This is a genomic window from Sorangium sp. So ce590 (genome assembly GCF_051521365.1).
In the GTDB taxonomy this organism is placed as follows: Bacteria; Myxococcota_A; Polyangia; order Polyangiales; family Polyangiaceae; genus Sorangium.
In genome coordinates, this window is sequence record NZ_CP150346.1 from 3,271,746 (window position 1) to 3,286,761 (window position 15,016).

Here is a 15,016-nt window from a genome sequence, read left to right on the forward strand (position 1 = left end):
GCGGCGCGGGAGGCACGAGGGCGCAGCAATTTCATCTCATCACCAAGCTGCCGGGGACCGTCCCGGACCACCTGGTCATGATCGCACGCGGCTCGCGCGGGGGTCAACTGCACCACCGTCGCCCGCGCATCACGCGCAATCTCTCATGACGCGCTCAAGCATTCGTGGCGCGCTCATCCTGTGTCGTGCGTCGCGCGCCCGCCGATCAGCTGGCCGGGCGATTCTCGGGCAGGCTCACGGCCGTCACCGGGACGGCGACGACCTCCGGCGCCCTCGGCGGCGCCACGGAGTCTCCGGCGCCGGCGGGCGCCTCGACCGGCGCGACCGGCGCGAGATCGGCCGTCGCCGGCCCGCGGAGGACGCGGCCCATGGCGTCGAACCGGGCGCCGTGACAGCGGCAGTCCCAGCTGCGCTCCGCGGGGTTCCACGACACGATGCCGCCGAGGTGGGAGCACATGGCCGACCTCTCGTGGATCTGCCCCTGCGGATCGCGATAGACGGCGAGCTTCTTCAGGCCCCTGCGCACGACGGCGCCGGTGCCCGGCGCGATCTGCGCCACGTCGCCGACATCGCCCTTGCCGAGCCACGAGGCGTACTGGCAGGCGACATTGACGTTCTCCTTCACGAGCTCGGAGACCGCGGCCAGGCTCAGGTTGACGCGCGAGGGATCGAAGAGCGACGCCATCCGGTTCTCCCGGTCTTGCACGAGGTCCGAGATCACGAGCCCGGCGATCGTCCCGTGCGTCATGCCGTTGCCGCAGTCGCCCGTGGCGATCAGGATCCTCGAGTCCCTCTTGACGCGGCCGATGTACGCGAGCCCGTCGACCGTCTCCATCACCTCGCCGGACCAGCGGTGCAGCACCTCGCCGGCCTGCGTGAAGCGCTCTCTCGCCCACGCCTCGAGCCGCGCGTAGCGCTGGTCTGCGTCGCTGGCCTGGCCTGTCTTGTGGTCCTCTCCGCCGACGATGAGCACCTCGTCCGGGCCGTCGGCGCCGTCGACGTTGGCCAGGCGGACATAATGGAACGGCTCGGCCGTGTCCCAGTAGAGGCCCGGCGGGACGGCGTCCCGGGGCATGCGCAGGCCGATGACGTAGGTCCTGTATCCGGCCTGCTTCATGTGCACGCTGATGCGCGGGATGAAGGGGGAGCTCGTGGCGAGCACCGCCTCGCTCGCGATCACCTCGAGGCCCCGCGCCGTCCTGACGACGACCTCGTGGGGCAACGCGTCCTCGTCGACGTCGACCACGTGCGCCAGCGTGTAGAGCTTGCCGCCGTCGCGCTCGATCGCCCGCGAGAGCCCTGCGAGGTACCTGCGGATATGAAACTGCGCCTGATCGGGGAAACAGACGGCGGGGCCCGTGTCGAAATCGAGCAGCGGGGCCCGGTCGACGTAATGGGTCGAGCCGAGCCCGGCGCGGTGCGCGGCCTCGATCTCGTCGCGGAGCGTCATCGAGGGCGACCCCGGGGCCGCGAAGAGATAGCCGTGGACGCGCTGGAAATCGCAGTCGATCTCCTCTTCCTTGACGATGCGCTCGATGGTGTCGATGGCCGCCGTGTGGCTCCGCGCGGCGAGGCGCAGGCGGCTCACCTCGTGGAGCTTCGCGAGCGAGGCCCAGCGCCTGTCGAGCGCGTGGGTGATGTGCGCGGTGGTGAGGCCAGACTCGCCCCCGCCGACCGCGCCGTTGTCGAGGACGACGACGCGCTTGCCGGCCTTCGCGAGGAGATACGCCGTCGTCAGCCCGGCGATCCCGGCGCCCACCACGCACACGTCCGCCGTGTGGTCGGTCGCGAGGGGGGCCATGGGGGGGAGAACGGCGTGGGTCCAGGCGGTGTTCTTATCGCAGGCTCGATCCGTCATAAAATCTCCGCGTGTGGACGCCAAGGGCTGCATCCCGGCGCTCGGTCTCGGTGATCGGTCGTCTCGCCCGCCTCCCGCGAGGCGTGGTGCTCTGTCGCCGCCGGGGAGGCACGGTAGCAAGGCGTGCTGGGTCAAGCCGGCACAGGCCTGCGGCGCGACGCCGCCCTCGGGGGCGCCGACGCTCTCGCGGGCGCGGCTCTTGTCGCCGCTGCACGCGGAGAGCGCGAGCGCACAGAGGATCGTCGCGCGCTGAAGCCAAGCCGTCTGCATCGGGCTGCTGGACGATGCAGATCGCATACCGCGACCGCCCGCTGCTCCAGCACGGCGCGCTCGCCCAGAGTCGCCGCGCTTGTCGCGCGCCCGCGGTGAGGCATTCCGCCACGATGAGACAAACCTGCACCGCGCGGGGCGGACGTGCCTGTCGCGCGCCGGAGCGGATCACCTGTGTGGGGCGCGACGCGCGGGCGCGCTGTCGAGGCGGGGCGGGCTGTGGAAAAGGGATGTGTTGTGGAGGCGGAATCGAGAGGTAGCAGGTTGTCGCCCCGGATTTCGCCGAGACAGCTGTTGATTCGATCGGCGGGCACGCGTACTCCAGCTCCACGACACAGCGGATAGGACGTTCGACACCCCACAACGATGGGTACCGGACCATCCTCGGCTCCACCGAACGCCCCGCGGCGCGGGTTCTTCGTCGAGACATGGAGGAATGAGTGAGAGAGCACATCGTGACGAGAGTGGCCCAGATTGCTCTTCTGACGAGCATGGGGTTCCCCCTGGGCTGCGACGGCTGCGACTCGGAGCCTGGCGGCGGAACCACCGCGTCATCGAGCAGCGCCGGGGGTGCCGGCGGGGAGGGCGGCGTCGGCGGGGAGGGCGGCGTCGGCGGCGAGGGCGGTGACGGCGGCGCGGGCGGCACCGGCGGGCAAGGTGGCGCCGGCGGGCAAGGCGGCGCCGGCGGGCAAGGCGGCGCCGGCGGCAGCGGCGAGGGCGGAAGCGGCGAGGGCGGCGCCGGCGGGCCAAGCGGCGTAGGGGGCGCCGGTGGGCAAGGCGGGCAAGGGGGCGCGGGCGGCAGCGGCGAGGGCGGCGCCGGCGGGCCGAGCGGCGTCGGCGGCGCGGGCGGCAGCGGCGGCGCTGGCGGCGCGGGCGGCAGCGGCGGCGGCGAGCCTCCCGCGTTCCTCGGAGAGGCCCTCTGGGGGTTCGGCGCCGGCGAGGAGAAGAAAGAGAGCGTCGAGGCGATCGCGGCGGATCAGGACGAGAATGTCGTCCTGGTCGGCGGCTTCGAGTCGGCGATCAACTTCGGCGGCGAGGCCGACCGCCTCGTGAGCGAGGGCCAACACGACATCTTCGTGGTGAAGCTCGATGCGGCGGGCGGCCACGTCTGGAGCAAGCGCTTCGGCGACGGGTCCGAACAGAACGCGCTCGCGGTGGCCACGGACTCGAGCGGCAACGTCCTCGTCGCCGGCGAGTTCGAGGGGACCCTCAACTTCGGCGCGGACCCGAGCACGGCGCTCGTGAGCGCCGGCGGGCGGGACCTCTTCGTCGCCAAGCTCGATCCCGACGGCAACCACCTCTTCAGCAAGCGCTTCGGCGACGCGCTCGGCCAGTCCGCCACGGCCGTGGCCGTCACCGCGGAGGACGAGATCGTGGTCCTCGGCATCGTCGACGGCGCCATCAACTTCAGCGAGGATCCCGGGGCCGCGCTCACGGGCACCGGCAGCGCCAACGTCGTCGTCGCGAAGCTCGACGCCGCCGGCGGCCACCTCTGGAGCAGGCGATTCGGGTCGGCGAACAGCTGGCAGCGCTTCCGCAGCATCGCGGTCAGCGACTCGGCCCTCTACGCGACCGGCGCGTTCGGCGGCATCCTCGAGATCGACGGCCAGATCGTGGAGAGCGCCGTCGACGGCGAGACCTCCGGCGCCGGAGGCGCCGGCGGCGGCGGCGTCGAGCCGATCTACGGCATCGACGGGCTCGTCGTCCGGTTCGAGCTGGCGTCGGGCAGCCTGGTCTGGGCACGCCCGCTGGGCGCCGCCGGCGAGCAGTACGCGAAGTTCGTCAGCGTGGGCCTCGACGGCCATCCCGTCGTCCTTGGCAACCACGGGGCGGCGTTCCGGGTCGGCTCCACCGACGTCGAGCACACCGAGGCGGCGGGATACGACCTCTACGTCGCCCGGCTCGACGCCGCGGCGGGCGAGCCGCTCGCCGCGCGCGCGTTCCTGTCCGAGGGCGACGAGTTCGTCTGGGGCTTCTCGCAGGATCCCTGGGGCAACCACGTGCTGAGCGGCTACTTCACCAGGTCGCTGGCGCTCGGCGGAGCGCCCGTCTCGATCGGGGCGCCCGCCACGGGCGACGCGTTCGTCGCGAAGCTCAGCCCGGACTTCTCCGAGGAGCTCTGGTCCGATGTCTACCGGGATCAGTTCTTCTCGTACACCACCGCTCAGGCGATCACCGGCGGCGGGAACACGGTCGTGGCGGGCCTCTTCTTCGGCGAGCGGCTCGATCTCGGCGAAGGCCTCCCCGCCCTCGAGCACAGCGCGCCCGCGCGCAATCGCGGCAACGGCGACGTCTTCCTCGTCACCCTTTCGCCCTGACGCATCCGATCGAGGGCGCGGCGCTGCCGTGCGCTCCGGGCGCCGCATCGCGGCGGTGCACGCGAGCAGCTGGTGAATCCAGCTGCCGCGCGTACCCGGGCGCCGGCGTCCGCTGGGCCGCCGCGCGGATCAGTGGGCGCGGCTCTGCGGGCCGGCCTCGACGTGCTGCTCGTCGCCGTCGCCCTGCTCGCGCTCGCCCTCGCCGTCGCCCTGCGCGGTGCTCGCGTCGCTCGCGCCGTCGCCCCGCGCCTCGCCGCCCTTGCGGCCGATCTGGGCCATGTGCCCGCGGTTCTGGCTCACGGCCGCGCCGCCCTTGCGGCCGATCTGGGCCATGTGCTCGCGGTTCCGGCTCACGGTCGCGCCGCCCTTGCGGCCGGCCGCGCGCGCCTCCTCGGAGCTGAACTCGTGGGCCGTGCCCTTCTCGTGCGCGGCCTTGCCGCCCATGCTCGCGATCGAGCGTTGCTGCTTCTGATCCATCGCCGCGAACCCACGACTGCTGCTCTGTCCTTGTTGCTGTGCCATGAGATGTCTCCTTGGTGTCTGGCGCATCGCTCAGCACCGTCACGGGGCAACCCAGGTGGCGTGCCCCGTCGGATCTCCGCTGAACGATGTCGGCGGGGAGGGGTGACTGCAACGTGGATGCCATGGAGAAGAACCCATGGATACTGGGCGCCTCCGACGCAGATCCTGCGAGGTGCCCCCGGATTTCCGTGCGAGCTCGCGCGTGTTCAGGATGCGTCCCGCCCGCCTCGAACGACAAGGTTGCGTGCGGGCGCAAGCGCGTCGCGGCCCAGATCGCGATCCCGCCGCCGGCCTGCGCTGCTCAGCTTGCGCCGCGCGCTCCTCAGCCTGGCTGAACCCGGTTTCCAGCCAAGGATCCGCCACGCGGCAGACTGCCTCACCGGCCGTGGGCGCGCGGGCCATCGCGCCTCGTCCGCAGCGCGATCCGCCCCGAGAGCCGCGACGAGCGGATGAACCCGAGCTCGCGAGCTCAGCGCATTTCGTTGGACCTTCAGCGCGCTTCAGGCGCAGACGAGCCCGGCCATCGGCTCGCATCGGCGCCGCGCAGTCGCGGTGCGCGGTCGTTCGCTCGGAAAGATCTCACATGAAGACGATAAATGAGTAATACGTGAAATAATAGGAGTTTTATCAGCCTCCTCGCCCTCCTGTCCTGTTCAAACCATGGTTGCTGCACAGCGCCGCCGTCACGGGGGTCGATCAGGAGCCGTTGACGATCTCGTGGGGCAGGGGCTCGCCGTCCACCTCGATGCTCGCGCTGGTCGGCCGATGGGAGAAGGCCGGCGTGGCCGTGACCGGGGGTGATCCAGACGTCATTGAGCTGTTCACGATCTCCATCACCGGTCTCCGACTGGCGCGGTGGGTGCAGCACGCGCGCAGATCCTGCGGAGCGCGCAGTCGCGCAGATTCTGCGCGCTCCGGAGCTCGGCAGCGCGGCGCCGGAAGCGAGAGAGCAAGGGGGAGAGACGCGTAGCAGCTGCTCCGCTGCGTCGCCGCGTTCGCACGCGCGCGAAGCGGCGTCCTGCGCGTGCGAACGCGCACGCGGCCCGCCGCGGCGGTGGTGGGCTGCGCTGCCGCGGCGATGGGCTGCGCCGGGGCCGACGCGCCGGAGCGCGGCGGCGCCTTGCGGCTGTCACGCAGCGCGAAGCAAGCCCGTCGAAAACTCGACGACCGCGTGGCCCCCGGGTTGCTCCCCCGAGCTGCTGGCGCGTCGCGGATGTCACGGCGACGCCACACGTGATACAGAGCGAGCTGACGCAACGGACGCACCTGACGCCAACTGACGCCAACTGACGTAAGCGACCCGCGCGCGCACCATGCCATCCCTGGAACCTTCCCGTATGCAAGAGAGGCTTACAACGGACTGTGATAAGGACGCCGGCTCCCGCGGCCTGGTCGACGTCGAGCGCGCCGGGGCGCTCCTCAGGGACGCGCTGCGCGGCCTGGTCGCCATGTTCGCCCTCCAGGACGCGATCCTCATCGGTTACCTCGTCGTGACGACGGTCTGCTTGCTCGGCGCGCCGCCGAGCGAGGTGCGAGCGGAGTGCGTGCTCCGCAATCTGGCCGGCATCGCCGCGCTCGTGTCCCTCTGCGTGTTCGTGCGCCGCGCGACGTTCGTCCCTCGCCTGCTGCGGAGCGTGGTTTACCGGCTCTCGCTCGTCGGCGCCTTCCTCCTCAACTACCTCTCGCTCCGGACCATCCTGCCGACGGTCCGGAGCGACAGCCTCGACGCGCAGCTCCTCCACCTCGATCTCCTCCTCTTCCGGGTCGAGCCGGCGCTCTGGATGGAGCGCTTCAACACGCGTCCTGTCGTGGAGTGGTTCTCCTTCTTCTACTTCAGCTACTTCTTCATCTGCTTCCTCTCGATGGCGCTGGCGGTCTGGGTCGCCCGCCTCGGCCGCGGCACGACCGAGTACGCGGTCGGCACCTCGCTCGTCTACTGCATTGGCCAGCTCGGCTACATGGCGGTCCCCGCCTACGGTCCCATCCAGGCGCTGAGCCACCTCTATCAGGGGCCGCTCGACGGCGGCTTCTTCTGGGGCTGTGTGAGCAGCGTCGTGCAGGCCGGCGGCGCCATGAAGGATGTCTTTCCCTCCCTGCACACGGCCGCGCCGCTCTGGTTCGCCCTGTACACGTTCCACCGCGCCCGCACCGACAGGCGCCTCTTCTGGCCGGCCGTGGTGGCCGCGTTCTTCTCCCTGAACATCATCATCTCCACCATGCTCCTCCGCTGGCACTACGCGGTCGACGTGGTGGCCGGCGTCGCTCTGGCCGTCGGAGTCGCGTGGCTCACGCCTCGGCTCGTCCGCTGGGAGGAGGGCTTCCGGGCCCGGATGGACCAGCCGCAGCCGTGGAGCTTCAGGTGAGCTCGGCCCATCCCACCTGCGCGCGGAGGCGGTAGGCCGACGGCCGAGGCGCGGCCCCGCCCGAGGCGCCCGTGGCTCCCGGCCTGCTCGGGCCGACGCCGCTCAGACGAGCGGGGCCTCCCACGCCTTCAGGGGCACGGACAGCGGTAGTCCGTCGGCGCTCCCGGCCGCCGGCTGCGGGCGCGGCGCCTCGTGGACGCGGACAGCCGGCGCCTCGCTCGGCGGCGCCTCGCTCGGCGCCGGCTCCCCGGTGGGGCTCTCCACCAGGAAGCCGTCCGACTGCTTGCTCCAGAGCCGCTGGTAGGCCCCGTTCCGCGCGAGCAGCTCGGCGTGGGTGCCGTCCTCGATGATCCGGCCGTCCTCGAACACAAGGATGCGGTCGAGGTGGACGATCGTCGAGAGGCGGTGGGCCACGACGAGCACCGTCTTGCCCTTCATGACCCCGTCGAGCGTGTCCTGGATGGCCTTCTCGGTGATCGAGTCGAGGCTCGACGTCGCCTCGTCGAGGATCAGGATCGGCGCGTCCTTCAGGATGACGCGCGCGATGGCGATGCGCTGGCGCTGGCCGCCCGAGAGCTTGACGCCGCGCTCGCCGACCATGGACCGATAGTGCTCCTTCATCTGCAGGATGAAGTCGTGCGCGCGCGCCTTGCGCGCGGCCTCGACGACCTCCTCCTCGGTCGCGTCCAGGCGCCCGTAGCGGATGTTGTCGAGGAGCGTCCGGTGGAAGAGGCTCGGGTCCTGCGGGATCAGGCTGAGCTGCGCGTGCAGCGCGTCCTGCGTCATGTCGCGGAGGTCCACGCCGTCGATCAGGATCTGACCCGAGTTGATGTCGTAGAGGCGCAGGAGGAGGTTGACGAAGGTGGATTTGCCGGAGCCGGAGAAGCCGACGAGCCCGACGCGCTGGCCGTGCGGGATCGTCACGTCGAGGCCCTCGAAGATCGGGCGATCGGGCGTGTAGCCGAAGGTCACGTTCCGGAGCTCGATCCGGCCGCGCTCGAGGCTCGGCGCGACGGCCTCGGGGCGGTCGACGAGTTCGTGGGAGCGGACGATGGTGTTCACCCCGTTCGCGACGTTGCCGACGAACTCGAAGAACTCGAGGAAGCGGCGGCTGAGGTTGCGCGCCTCGTTGATGATGAGGAGCGACAGGCTTGTCGCCATGACGAACTCGGCGACGCCGATGGCGCCGCGCTGCCAGAGCCTGAGCGCGTAGTAGAGCGTTCCCACCTTGAGCAGCGCGGCCGACGCGAACTGGAACCAGCGCACGCGCTCGGAGTACCAGTTCGACCGGCGCACCGCCCGGAGCTCCCTGACCAGCTGCTCGTCCAGGTACTCGCGCTCGAAGCCGAGCCGGGCGAAGAGCCGCGCGCTCGTGAGGTTCGAGACCGAGTCGACGAGCTTGCCCGTCGTCTCGCTCCGCGCGCCCGCGGCGCGCACCGCGTGCGGCTGGCAGCGGGTCGCGAGCCAGTAGGAGATGCCGACGAACAGCACCGCCCAGACCGAGACGAGCGCCGCGAGCTCGGGGTGAGCGCGGTAGAGCAGGCCGATCGAGACGGAGAAGACGATGGCGATGGGCCAGAAGTCGAACAGGATGGCCCACAGCGTCTGCGAGACCCCCATCGACGTCTCGCTGATGCGGTGGGCGAGCGCCCCGGCGAAGTTGTTGCTGAAATATCGGTGGGAGTGGTGCTGGAGGTACGCGTAGAGGTTGCGGGTCACGTTCTGGCGCTGCCACGGCCCGACGAGGATCTGGCAGAGCCCCGCGACGCGGCTGAACAGGAACTCGCCCGCGATGAGCGCGACGAACAGCGCCAGCGCGTCGCGCAGCCGGCCGCTCAGCGCGGCCCGGCCGGCGCCCGACGTCTCGGTCACCCCCTTGATGACCTGCCCGATGGCGTAGGGGATCATGATCCCGAACGAGGCGTGGGCCGACTCGAACACGAACATCGCCAGATACCAGGCGCGGTAACGACCGACGAAGTGAACGATGAACCGGAAGGGCGTGTCCGGGAGCGCCGGAGCGCCGGGGGCGCGCTGCAGAGAGGTCTTGGGTTCCACCGAGTTGTCCTGGGCGGGACGAGAGTCCGCCGGTGCCGCCGTCGGCGTATGCATGAATCGGGCCAGTGCGGTCGCCGGCGTGGCGGAGCGGTGGGTGGCTCCGCTGCTGCCCTGGCAGCAGCCGGTGGTGATCGGCTGCTGCCCCGGGGGCGGCGGGGGCTATCCCCGGCTCGGAAGGCGAGCGCCCCGCGGGGGATGAGCAGGGCGAGCCGGGGGGGTGAGGCGGGCACGTCGGGGGATGACTTTGGTGAGGCGCTGGCGCGACTTGCCCGCTGCCAGCCGGTGATGGTTCGCCTCGTCCTTGTGCCGTAGTCTCCCGCCGGAAGGGATCGAGACATGCCTTCCATGAGGAGGACGGGGCGAAGGTCGCGTCGCGCGCTCTTGCTCGCGATGAGCGGCGTGCGGGTCAAGGACGAGGAGCTCGCGCGCCTGGGGCTGACGCTGCCGGGCTTCGTCGAGCGCAGCGAGGTCATCGCGTCGCTGCCGAGCCTGGGGCTGCTCACGCTCGCCGCGCACACGCCCGAGGGCTGGGAGGTGGAGTACCGCGAGCTCGACGCCGTGACCGAGGCGGACGTCGCGCGCCTCGTGGACGGCCGCTACGATGTCATCGCCGTCTCGTCGCTCGCGGCGCGCGTGCTCGACGCGTACGCGCTCGCCGACCGGCTGCGCGCCGAGGGCGTGACCGTGGTCCTCGGCGGCCTGCACGCCTCCGCGCTCCCGGACGAGGCGGCGCGGCACGCCGATTCGGTCGTCCAGGGCGAGGGGGAGCTGCTCTGGCCGGCGCTGCTCCACGACCTCGACGAGGGCCGGCTGCGCCCCCGCTACAGCGCCCGGAGCGGCGCGTCGCCCGCGTTCCGGCTCGAGGACGCGCGGACGCCGCGCTACGACTTGCTCGATATCGCGCGGTACAATCGGCTCACGCTCCAGACCACGCGCGGGTGCCCGCTCGCCTGCACCTTCTGCGCCGCCTCCCGGCTGATCAGCCCTTACAAGCGCAAGCCGATCCCGCTCATCCGCCGCGAGCTCGACGCCATCGTCGCGGTGTGGCCGCGGCCGTTCATCGAGCTCGCGGACGACAACACGTTCGTGCAGAAGCCCTGGGCGCGGGAGCTCGCGCGGCTCTTCGCCGAGTACAACGCGCGGCGCACGCAGGCGATCGCGTGGTTTACCGAGACGGACATCTCGGTCGCCGACGATCCGGAGCTCCTCGACCTGCTCGCCGAGGCCAACTGCGCCGAGCTGCTCATCGGCCTCGAGTCGACCGACCCCGCCGCGCTCCGGGCCGCGGAGCCGCGGGGGTTCAAGGCCGCCGAGCGGGCCCGCTACGTCGACTCGGTCGGCCGCATCCAGGAGCGTGGGATCCCGGTGAACGGCTGCTTCGTGCTCGGCTTCGACGAGGACGACGGCGGCGTCTTCGAGCGCACGCTCGCGTTCGCCCGGGAGTGCGATCTCGCCGAGGTGCAGATCACGGTGCTCACGCCGTTCCCGGGCACCGCGCTCCACCGCGCGCTCGAGGCGCAGGGGCGGCTGCTCCGCCCCGTGTTCTGGGACGCGTGCACGCTCTTCGACGTGACCTTCAGGCCTGCGCGGATGAGCGTGGAGGAGCTCGAGCAGGGGTTCCGCTGGCTGATGGGCGAGCTCTATCGTCCGGAGGAGGCCGCGCGCCGGCGGAGCCGGTTTCGGCGCGCCACGCGCGCCCGCAGAGGACGACATGCGCAACCCTGATCGACCTTCGTTCGCCCGCGCTGCGGGGCTGCTGCTCACCTTCCGGCTCTCGCGCGAGGAGCTCGCGCGCCTCGACGGGCGGCACCTCGCGCTCGGTCTGGCCTGCACCTGGCTCGTCGGCGTCGGGCGGTACTGGGACGACCCGGCGGCCAGCGTCTGGCGCAAGACCGGCCTCGGCTCGATCGTCTATGCCGCCGTCCTGTGCGCGTTCCTGTGGATCGTCGTGGCGCCGCTCCGGCGCCCGGGCGAGCCGTGGCTCTCGTACACGAAGCTCCTGACCTTCATCACGATGACGGCGCCCCCGGCGGCGCTCTATGCGATCCCGGTCGAGCGCTTCGTCTCCATGAGCGCGGCCATCCAGGTGAACCTCTGGTTCCTCGCGGTGGTCGCCAGCTGGCGCGTCGCGCTGCTCGTCCACTATCTCTCGCGCGGTGTGGGGTTGCGCTGGCCGGCGGTGATCGTCGCGACGCTCCTGCCCCTCGCGCTGATCGTGACGGTCCTCACGTACTTCAACCTGGCCGACGGTGTGATCTCGATCATGGGAGGGTTGCGCGAGCGGGGCGAGACCGCGGACGACGGCGTCAACGGCGTCCTTCTGGTGCTCGCGCTGCTCTCGTATCTCGCGGTGGTCCCGCTCCTGCTCGCGTACGGGGTGCTCGTCGTGAAGGCGCGGTGGTGGCAGGGCGGGCCGAGGCGCGCGCTGCCGCGATGAGCCCCGCCGCGTCAGCCATGCTCCGCTGCTGCGCGGAGGACCTGTCGGCATGCGGTGACGAGGGGCGCTGACCGCCTCGAGCGGCGGCGAAGGGGGTATTCAGGGCATCAAGTGGAGCATCGCCATCATCCCCATGTCCGCGTGATCGAGGATGTGACAGTGGAACATCCACATGCCGGCGCGGTCGTCGAACGGGATGGCGATCCGCACGGTCTCTCCGGGCACGAGGTTGACGGTGTCGTGCCATGCGCGCACGGGGGGCGCGGCGCCGTCGATGTCGAGCACTTGAAAGAAGAACCCGTGCAGGTGGAATGGGTGATCGTAGTTTGTGGTGTTGGTCAGCGTCCAGACCTCGACCGTGTTCGTCTCCGCAAACAGCATGAGCGAGCCGTCGGTCTGGCCGTTGATCCCGAGCACCGAGCCGTCGGCGCTGCCCTGCTCCATGAACTCCACCGCCTGTCCTCGCGCGCCCGTGGTGTCGATCGAGGCAATCTCGGTCAGACGCCTGGGAAGCGGCGGCGCGCCGTGCCCCGGAGGCTCGTCGACCAGCTCGAGACGCATGAAGTCCCTTGGCGCCTCCTCGGCCGGCAGGTGGAATCGGTTCGCGTCGAGGAGCGGGATCACCACCGACTCGCCCTCGACGGGCAGCATGTAGAGCTCCCTGCGCTCCCCCGGCACGAGCGTCACCTCGTCCACCGGTAGCGGGCGCTCCAGGAGGCCCCCGTCTCCGCCGATCTGCACGAGCGGCTGGCCGGGCACGGCGAAGCGGAAGTAGTGGGCGCGCGCCGCGTTCACGACGCGCCAGCGCTGCGGCACACCCGCCCGCGCCGCGATCGTCGGCAGGATCTTCCCGTTGACCAGCACGGTCGAGCCCTCGCGCCCGAAGTAATCGCCGAACCATCCGCTCTCGTCGGCAGGGGCGAGCGAGCCGTCGTCCTTGATGCCGATGTCGCTCAACACGAGCAGCAGATCGTCGCCGAGCTGCGCCTCCTCCGCGGCCTCCTCGACCACGAACGCACCGTAGAGGCCCGCGCCGACCTGGGGGCTCGAGCGAATGTGCGGGTGGTACCAGAAGGTGCCCGCGTCGTGCACGTCGAAGGAGTACTCGAAGCCTTCACCCGGCTCGATGGGCTTCTGCATGTGCTCCGTCCCATCCATCGTCGCCGGCACGCGCAGGCCATGCCAGTGGACGGTCGTCGCCTCGGGCAGGTGGTTCTGGACCTTCACCACCACGCGGTCTCCCTTCTTCGCGCGGATGGTCGGGCCGGGGAGCATCCCGTTGTAGGTCCAGACCTCGGTCGTGAGCCCCGGAATCACCTCGATCTCGACCGCCTTCGCCTCGAGGTGCACCTCGACAACGTCGGGCGCGGGGTCGTGATCCTCGGCGTCCGGCAGGCGCAGCGCGTCGTCCCAGCCCGCCGGCTGCCGGAGGTCCGGCGGCGCGACTTCCTCGCCGCAACCGGCGAGCAGGGTCACGAGCAGCAGGAAACCCGCAATATTTGCGCCGCAGCGCGCCGGGGACACGCATCCTTTGCGCCTTGCGCGCGGCCCTTTGCGCCTTGCGCGCGGCAAGGCGCCTCCAATCCAAAGCATGCGCCTCGCCTCTGCAAGGCGTGATCCGCGCGCAGCTCGGTGAGCTCCGCCGCCGCGAGGGGCTGCACGGAGGCTGTGCGTGTGGGGTCAGGGGGCGCAGCCGATCCGCTCCGACGCGACCGCCACGTCGTCGTACCACATCGAGCGCGCGGGGCCGTGGAAGCCGAGGTAGCCGAAGCTGAACGTCTTGAAATCGAACTTCTTCCAGCCGGTCTTGTCGATGATCTTGTCGCCGTTGGCGTAGACTTGCACGTTGCCCTGGGGGCCGTCGAAGTAGGCCTCCATGCAATGCCAGGTGTCCTTGGGGAGCTTCGTGCCGCTCCCGCACATCGCGGTGGCCCCCTCGGAGAGGACGAGGTCGTCGCGCTGGTTCAAGAGGATCTGGCAGAACTGCTCGGCGATCTCCACGTTGTCGCCCGCGTTGGGCTCGCCGTCGCCGGTCATCGCCTGGAAGTAGGCGTTGTGACCGGACTGGCCGATATCCACGCTGCTGCGCATGTAGAGCCGGACCCAGAACGTCGGCCCGGGCGTCTCGACGGAGAGCATCCTCCAGTCGTATCCGCTGCCGCCCGGCTTCACGTGCAGCGAGCTCGCGCCGGCACGGAAGGTGGCAGTGTCGATCACCATGTTGTTCGCCGCCTGATCCGCCTGGTACGAGGGGCGGTAGGTGGCGCCCTCGGGGAGCCCCGCATCCTCGAACCCGGAGCAGAACGTCGCGTTCGGCGGGCACGCGCCGGTCGGCGTCCCGCCGCCGCTGGTCGACGTGCTGGCTGCGCCCCCCGAGCCGCTGCTGGCGCTGCTGGCGCTGCCGCTGCTGGCGCCGCCGCCGCTGCCGGCGCTGGCGCTGGCGCTGCTGGCGCTGCCGCCGCCGCTGCTGGCGCCGCCGCCGCTGCCGGCGCTGCCGCTGCCCGCGACGGGGGTGCCCGAGCTCACGCTCTCGGAGCCGCCTGCGCCGCCTGCGCCGCCTGCGCCGCCGTCCCCTCCGCCGCCCGATCCGTCGCAGCCCGCCGCGACGGACATCGCCCCGACGAGGGCAACACAGGAGATCCAACCCGAAGTAAAGCGTGCAGTCTCGCGATGAAAAGTCATGTGAATACTCGAAGGTGAAGGGACCCGTCGACCGAAGATGCGCGCTGCCGCAGCGCAGCACATTCGCCGGTAGGTCTGAGTGAAACCGCTGCTTGCGCCGGAGCGGGATCAGCGCTCCGGCGCGGCAGGCAGCTCTTAGCAGAACCGGCCCCTCCCCGGGAGTCGTTCTGGCGGGTTTGCGGCAGATCCTGGGGCGAGTTTACCCCCGCGCGCTCGCCGACACGTCGGCCGTGGACCGGGCCGCGCACGACGACCGCCCGCCGCAGCGCGGCGTCCGCCATATCGCGCGACGCGCCGTCGCGGAGCGCCTCCGCCGGCCCGCCAGGCCGCCGGCCGGGCCGAGCGCGCGGGGGTAGACTCGCCCCGATGCCCCGCCCGCCCGCGCGCCTCGGCGCAGGCCAACTCCACACAAGCTCGCCCGCCCAGGGCAAGGCGATCAGACCTTGCGCGGTTCTCCATGTCCACTATGCGCTTCAGGATGGGCTGTTTCCTCTGTGGGGAGCGATCG

At 71.2% G+C, this 15,016-nt stretch carries 9 protein-coding genes; 4 read left to right on the forward strand and 5 right to left on the reverse strand.

What is annotated here, in order from left to right; translation table 11 throughout:
* Nucleotides 1-205 precede the first annotated feature (205 nt).
* A complete protein-coding gene (locus tag WMF28_RS12525; RefSeq protein WP_437602419.1) occupies nt 206-1,858 on the reverse strand; it encodes an FAD-dependent oxidoreductase in 1,653 nt (550 codons plus the stop codon).
* A 761-nt stretch (nt 1,859-2,619) separates the two neighbouring features.
* On the opposite strand from WMF28_RS12525, the gene WMF28_RS12530 reads away from it, so the two are divergent.
* Entirely contained in the window at nt 2,620-4,446 is a 1,827-nt protein-coding gene (locus tag WMF28_RS12530) for a PE-PGRS family protein (protein WP_437602420.1), read from the forward strand.
* A 129-nt stretch (nt 4,447-4,575) separates the two neighbouring features.
* On the opposite strand, the gene WMF28_RS12535 is transcribed toward WMF28_RS12530, so the two are convergent.
* Nucleotides 4,576-4,968, reverse strand: a complete 393-nt coding sequence (locus WMF28_RS12535) for a KGG domain-containing protein (protein WP_437602421.1) — start codon at nt 4,966-4,968, stop codon at nt 4,576-4,578.
* A gap of 1,337 nt (nt 4,969-6,305) precedes the next feature.
* Between WMF28_RS12535 and WMF28_RS12540 the strand changes: the two genes are divergently transcribed.
* Nucleotides 6,306-7,331: a phosphatase PAP2 family protein gene (locus WMF28_RS12540; RefSeq protein ID WP_437602422.1), complete on the forward strand. Its 1,026-nt coding sequence runs from the start codon at nt 6,306-6,308 to the stop codon at nt 7,329-7,331.
* Nucleotides 7,332-7,433: 102 nt separating this feature from the next.
* Here the strand turns inward: WMF28_RS12540 and WMF28_RS12545 are convergent, their stop codons facing one another.
* Nucleotides 7,434-9,443: an ABC transporter ATP-binding protein gene (locus tag WMF28_RS12545; RefSeq protein WP_437602423.1), complete on the reverse strand. Its 2,010-nt coding sequence runs from the start codon at nt 9,441-9,443 to the stop codon at nt 7,434-7,436.
* Nucleotides 9,444-9,725: 282 nt separating this feature from the next.
* Here WMF28_RS12545 and WMF28_RS12550 point away from each other — a divergent pair, with 282 nt between their 5' ends.
* Together WMF28_RS12550 and WMF28_RS12555 are read left to right on the forward strand one after the other, a co-directional pair.
* Entirely contained in the window at nt 9,726-11,114 is a 1,389-nt protein-coding gene (locus WMF28_RS12550) for a B12-binding domain-containing radical SAM protein (RefSeq protein WP_437602424.1), read from the forward strand.
* Complete coding sequence (locus tag WMF28_RS12555; RefSeq protein WP_437602425.1) at nt 11,101-11,826, forward strand: hypothetical protein; 726 nt, start codon at nt 11,101-11,103, stop codon at nt 11,824-11,826. The genes WMF28_RS12550 and WMF28_RS12555 overlap by 14 nt, the downstream gene beginning before the upstream one ends.
* 99 nt (nt 11,827-11,925) lie before the next feature.
* Here WMF28_RS12555 and WMF28_RS12560 read toward each other — a convergent pair whose 3' ends face one another.
* Together WMF28_RS12560 and WMF28_RS12565 are read right to left on the reverse strand one after the other, a co-directional pair.
* The gene (locus WMF28_RS12560) at nt 11,926-13,350 is read right to left on the reverse strand and encodes a multicopper oxidase family protein (protein ID WP_437602426.1); all 1,425 of its coding nucleotides are present in this window, start codon (nt 13,348-13,350) and stop codon (nt 11,926-11,928) included.
* A 156-nt stretch (nt 13,351-13,506) separates the two neighbouring features.
* Complete coding sequence (locus tag WMF28_RS12565; RefSeq protein WP_437602427.1) at nt 13,507-14,439, reverse strand: hypothetical protein; 933 nt, start codon at nt 14,437-14,439, stop codon at nt 13,507-13,509.
* Between the last annotated feature and the right edge of the window lie 577 nt (nt 14,440-15,016).

Bases quoted from the DNA above. Each gene is read 5' to 3' on its own strand.
- WMF28_RS12525 (WP_437602419.1), bottom strand. From the start codon at position 1,858: ATGACGGATCGAGCCTGCGATAAGAACACCGCCTGGACCCACGCCGTT.
- WMF28_RS12530 (WP_437602420.1), top strand. From the start codon at position 2,620: ATGGGGTTCCCCCTGGGCTGCGACGGCTGCGACTCGGAGCCTGGCGGC.
- WMF28_RS12535 (WP_437602421.1), bottom strand. From the start codon at position 4,968: ATGGCACAGCAACAAGGACAGAGCAGCAGTCGTGGGTTCGCGGCGATG.
- WMF28_RS12540 (WP_437602422.1), top strand. From the start codon at position 6,306: ATGCAAGAGAGGCTTACAACGGACTGTGATAAGGACGCCGGCTCCCGC.
- WMF28_RS12545 (WP_437602423.1), bottom strand. From the start codon at position 9,443: ATGCATACGCCGACGGCGGCACCGGCGGACTCTCGTCCCGCCCAGGAC.
- WMF28_RS12550 (WP_437602424.1), top strand. From the start codon at position 9,726: ATGCCTTCCATGAGGAGGACGGGGCGAAGGTCGCGTCGCGCGCTCTTG.
- WMF28_RS12555 (WP_437602425.1), top strand. From the start codon at position 11,101: ATGCGCAACCCTGATCGACCTTCGTTCGCCCGCGCTGCGGGGCTGCTG.
- WMF28_RS12565 (WP_437602427.1), bottom strand. From the start codon at position 14,439: ATGTCCGTCGCGGCGGGCTGCGACGGATCGGGCGGCGGAGGGGACGGC.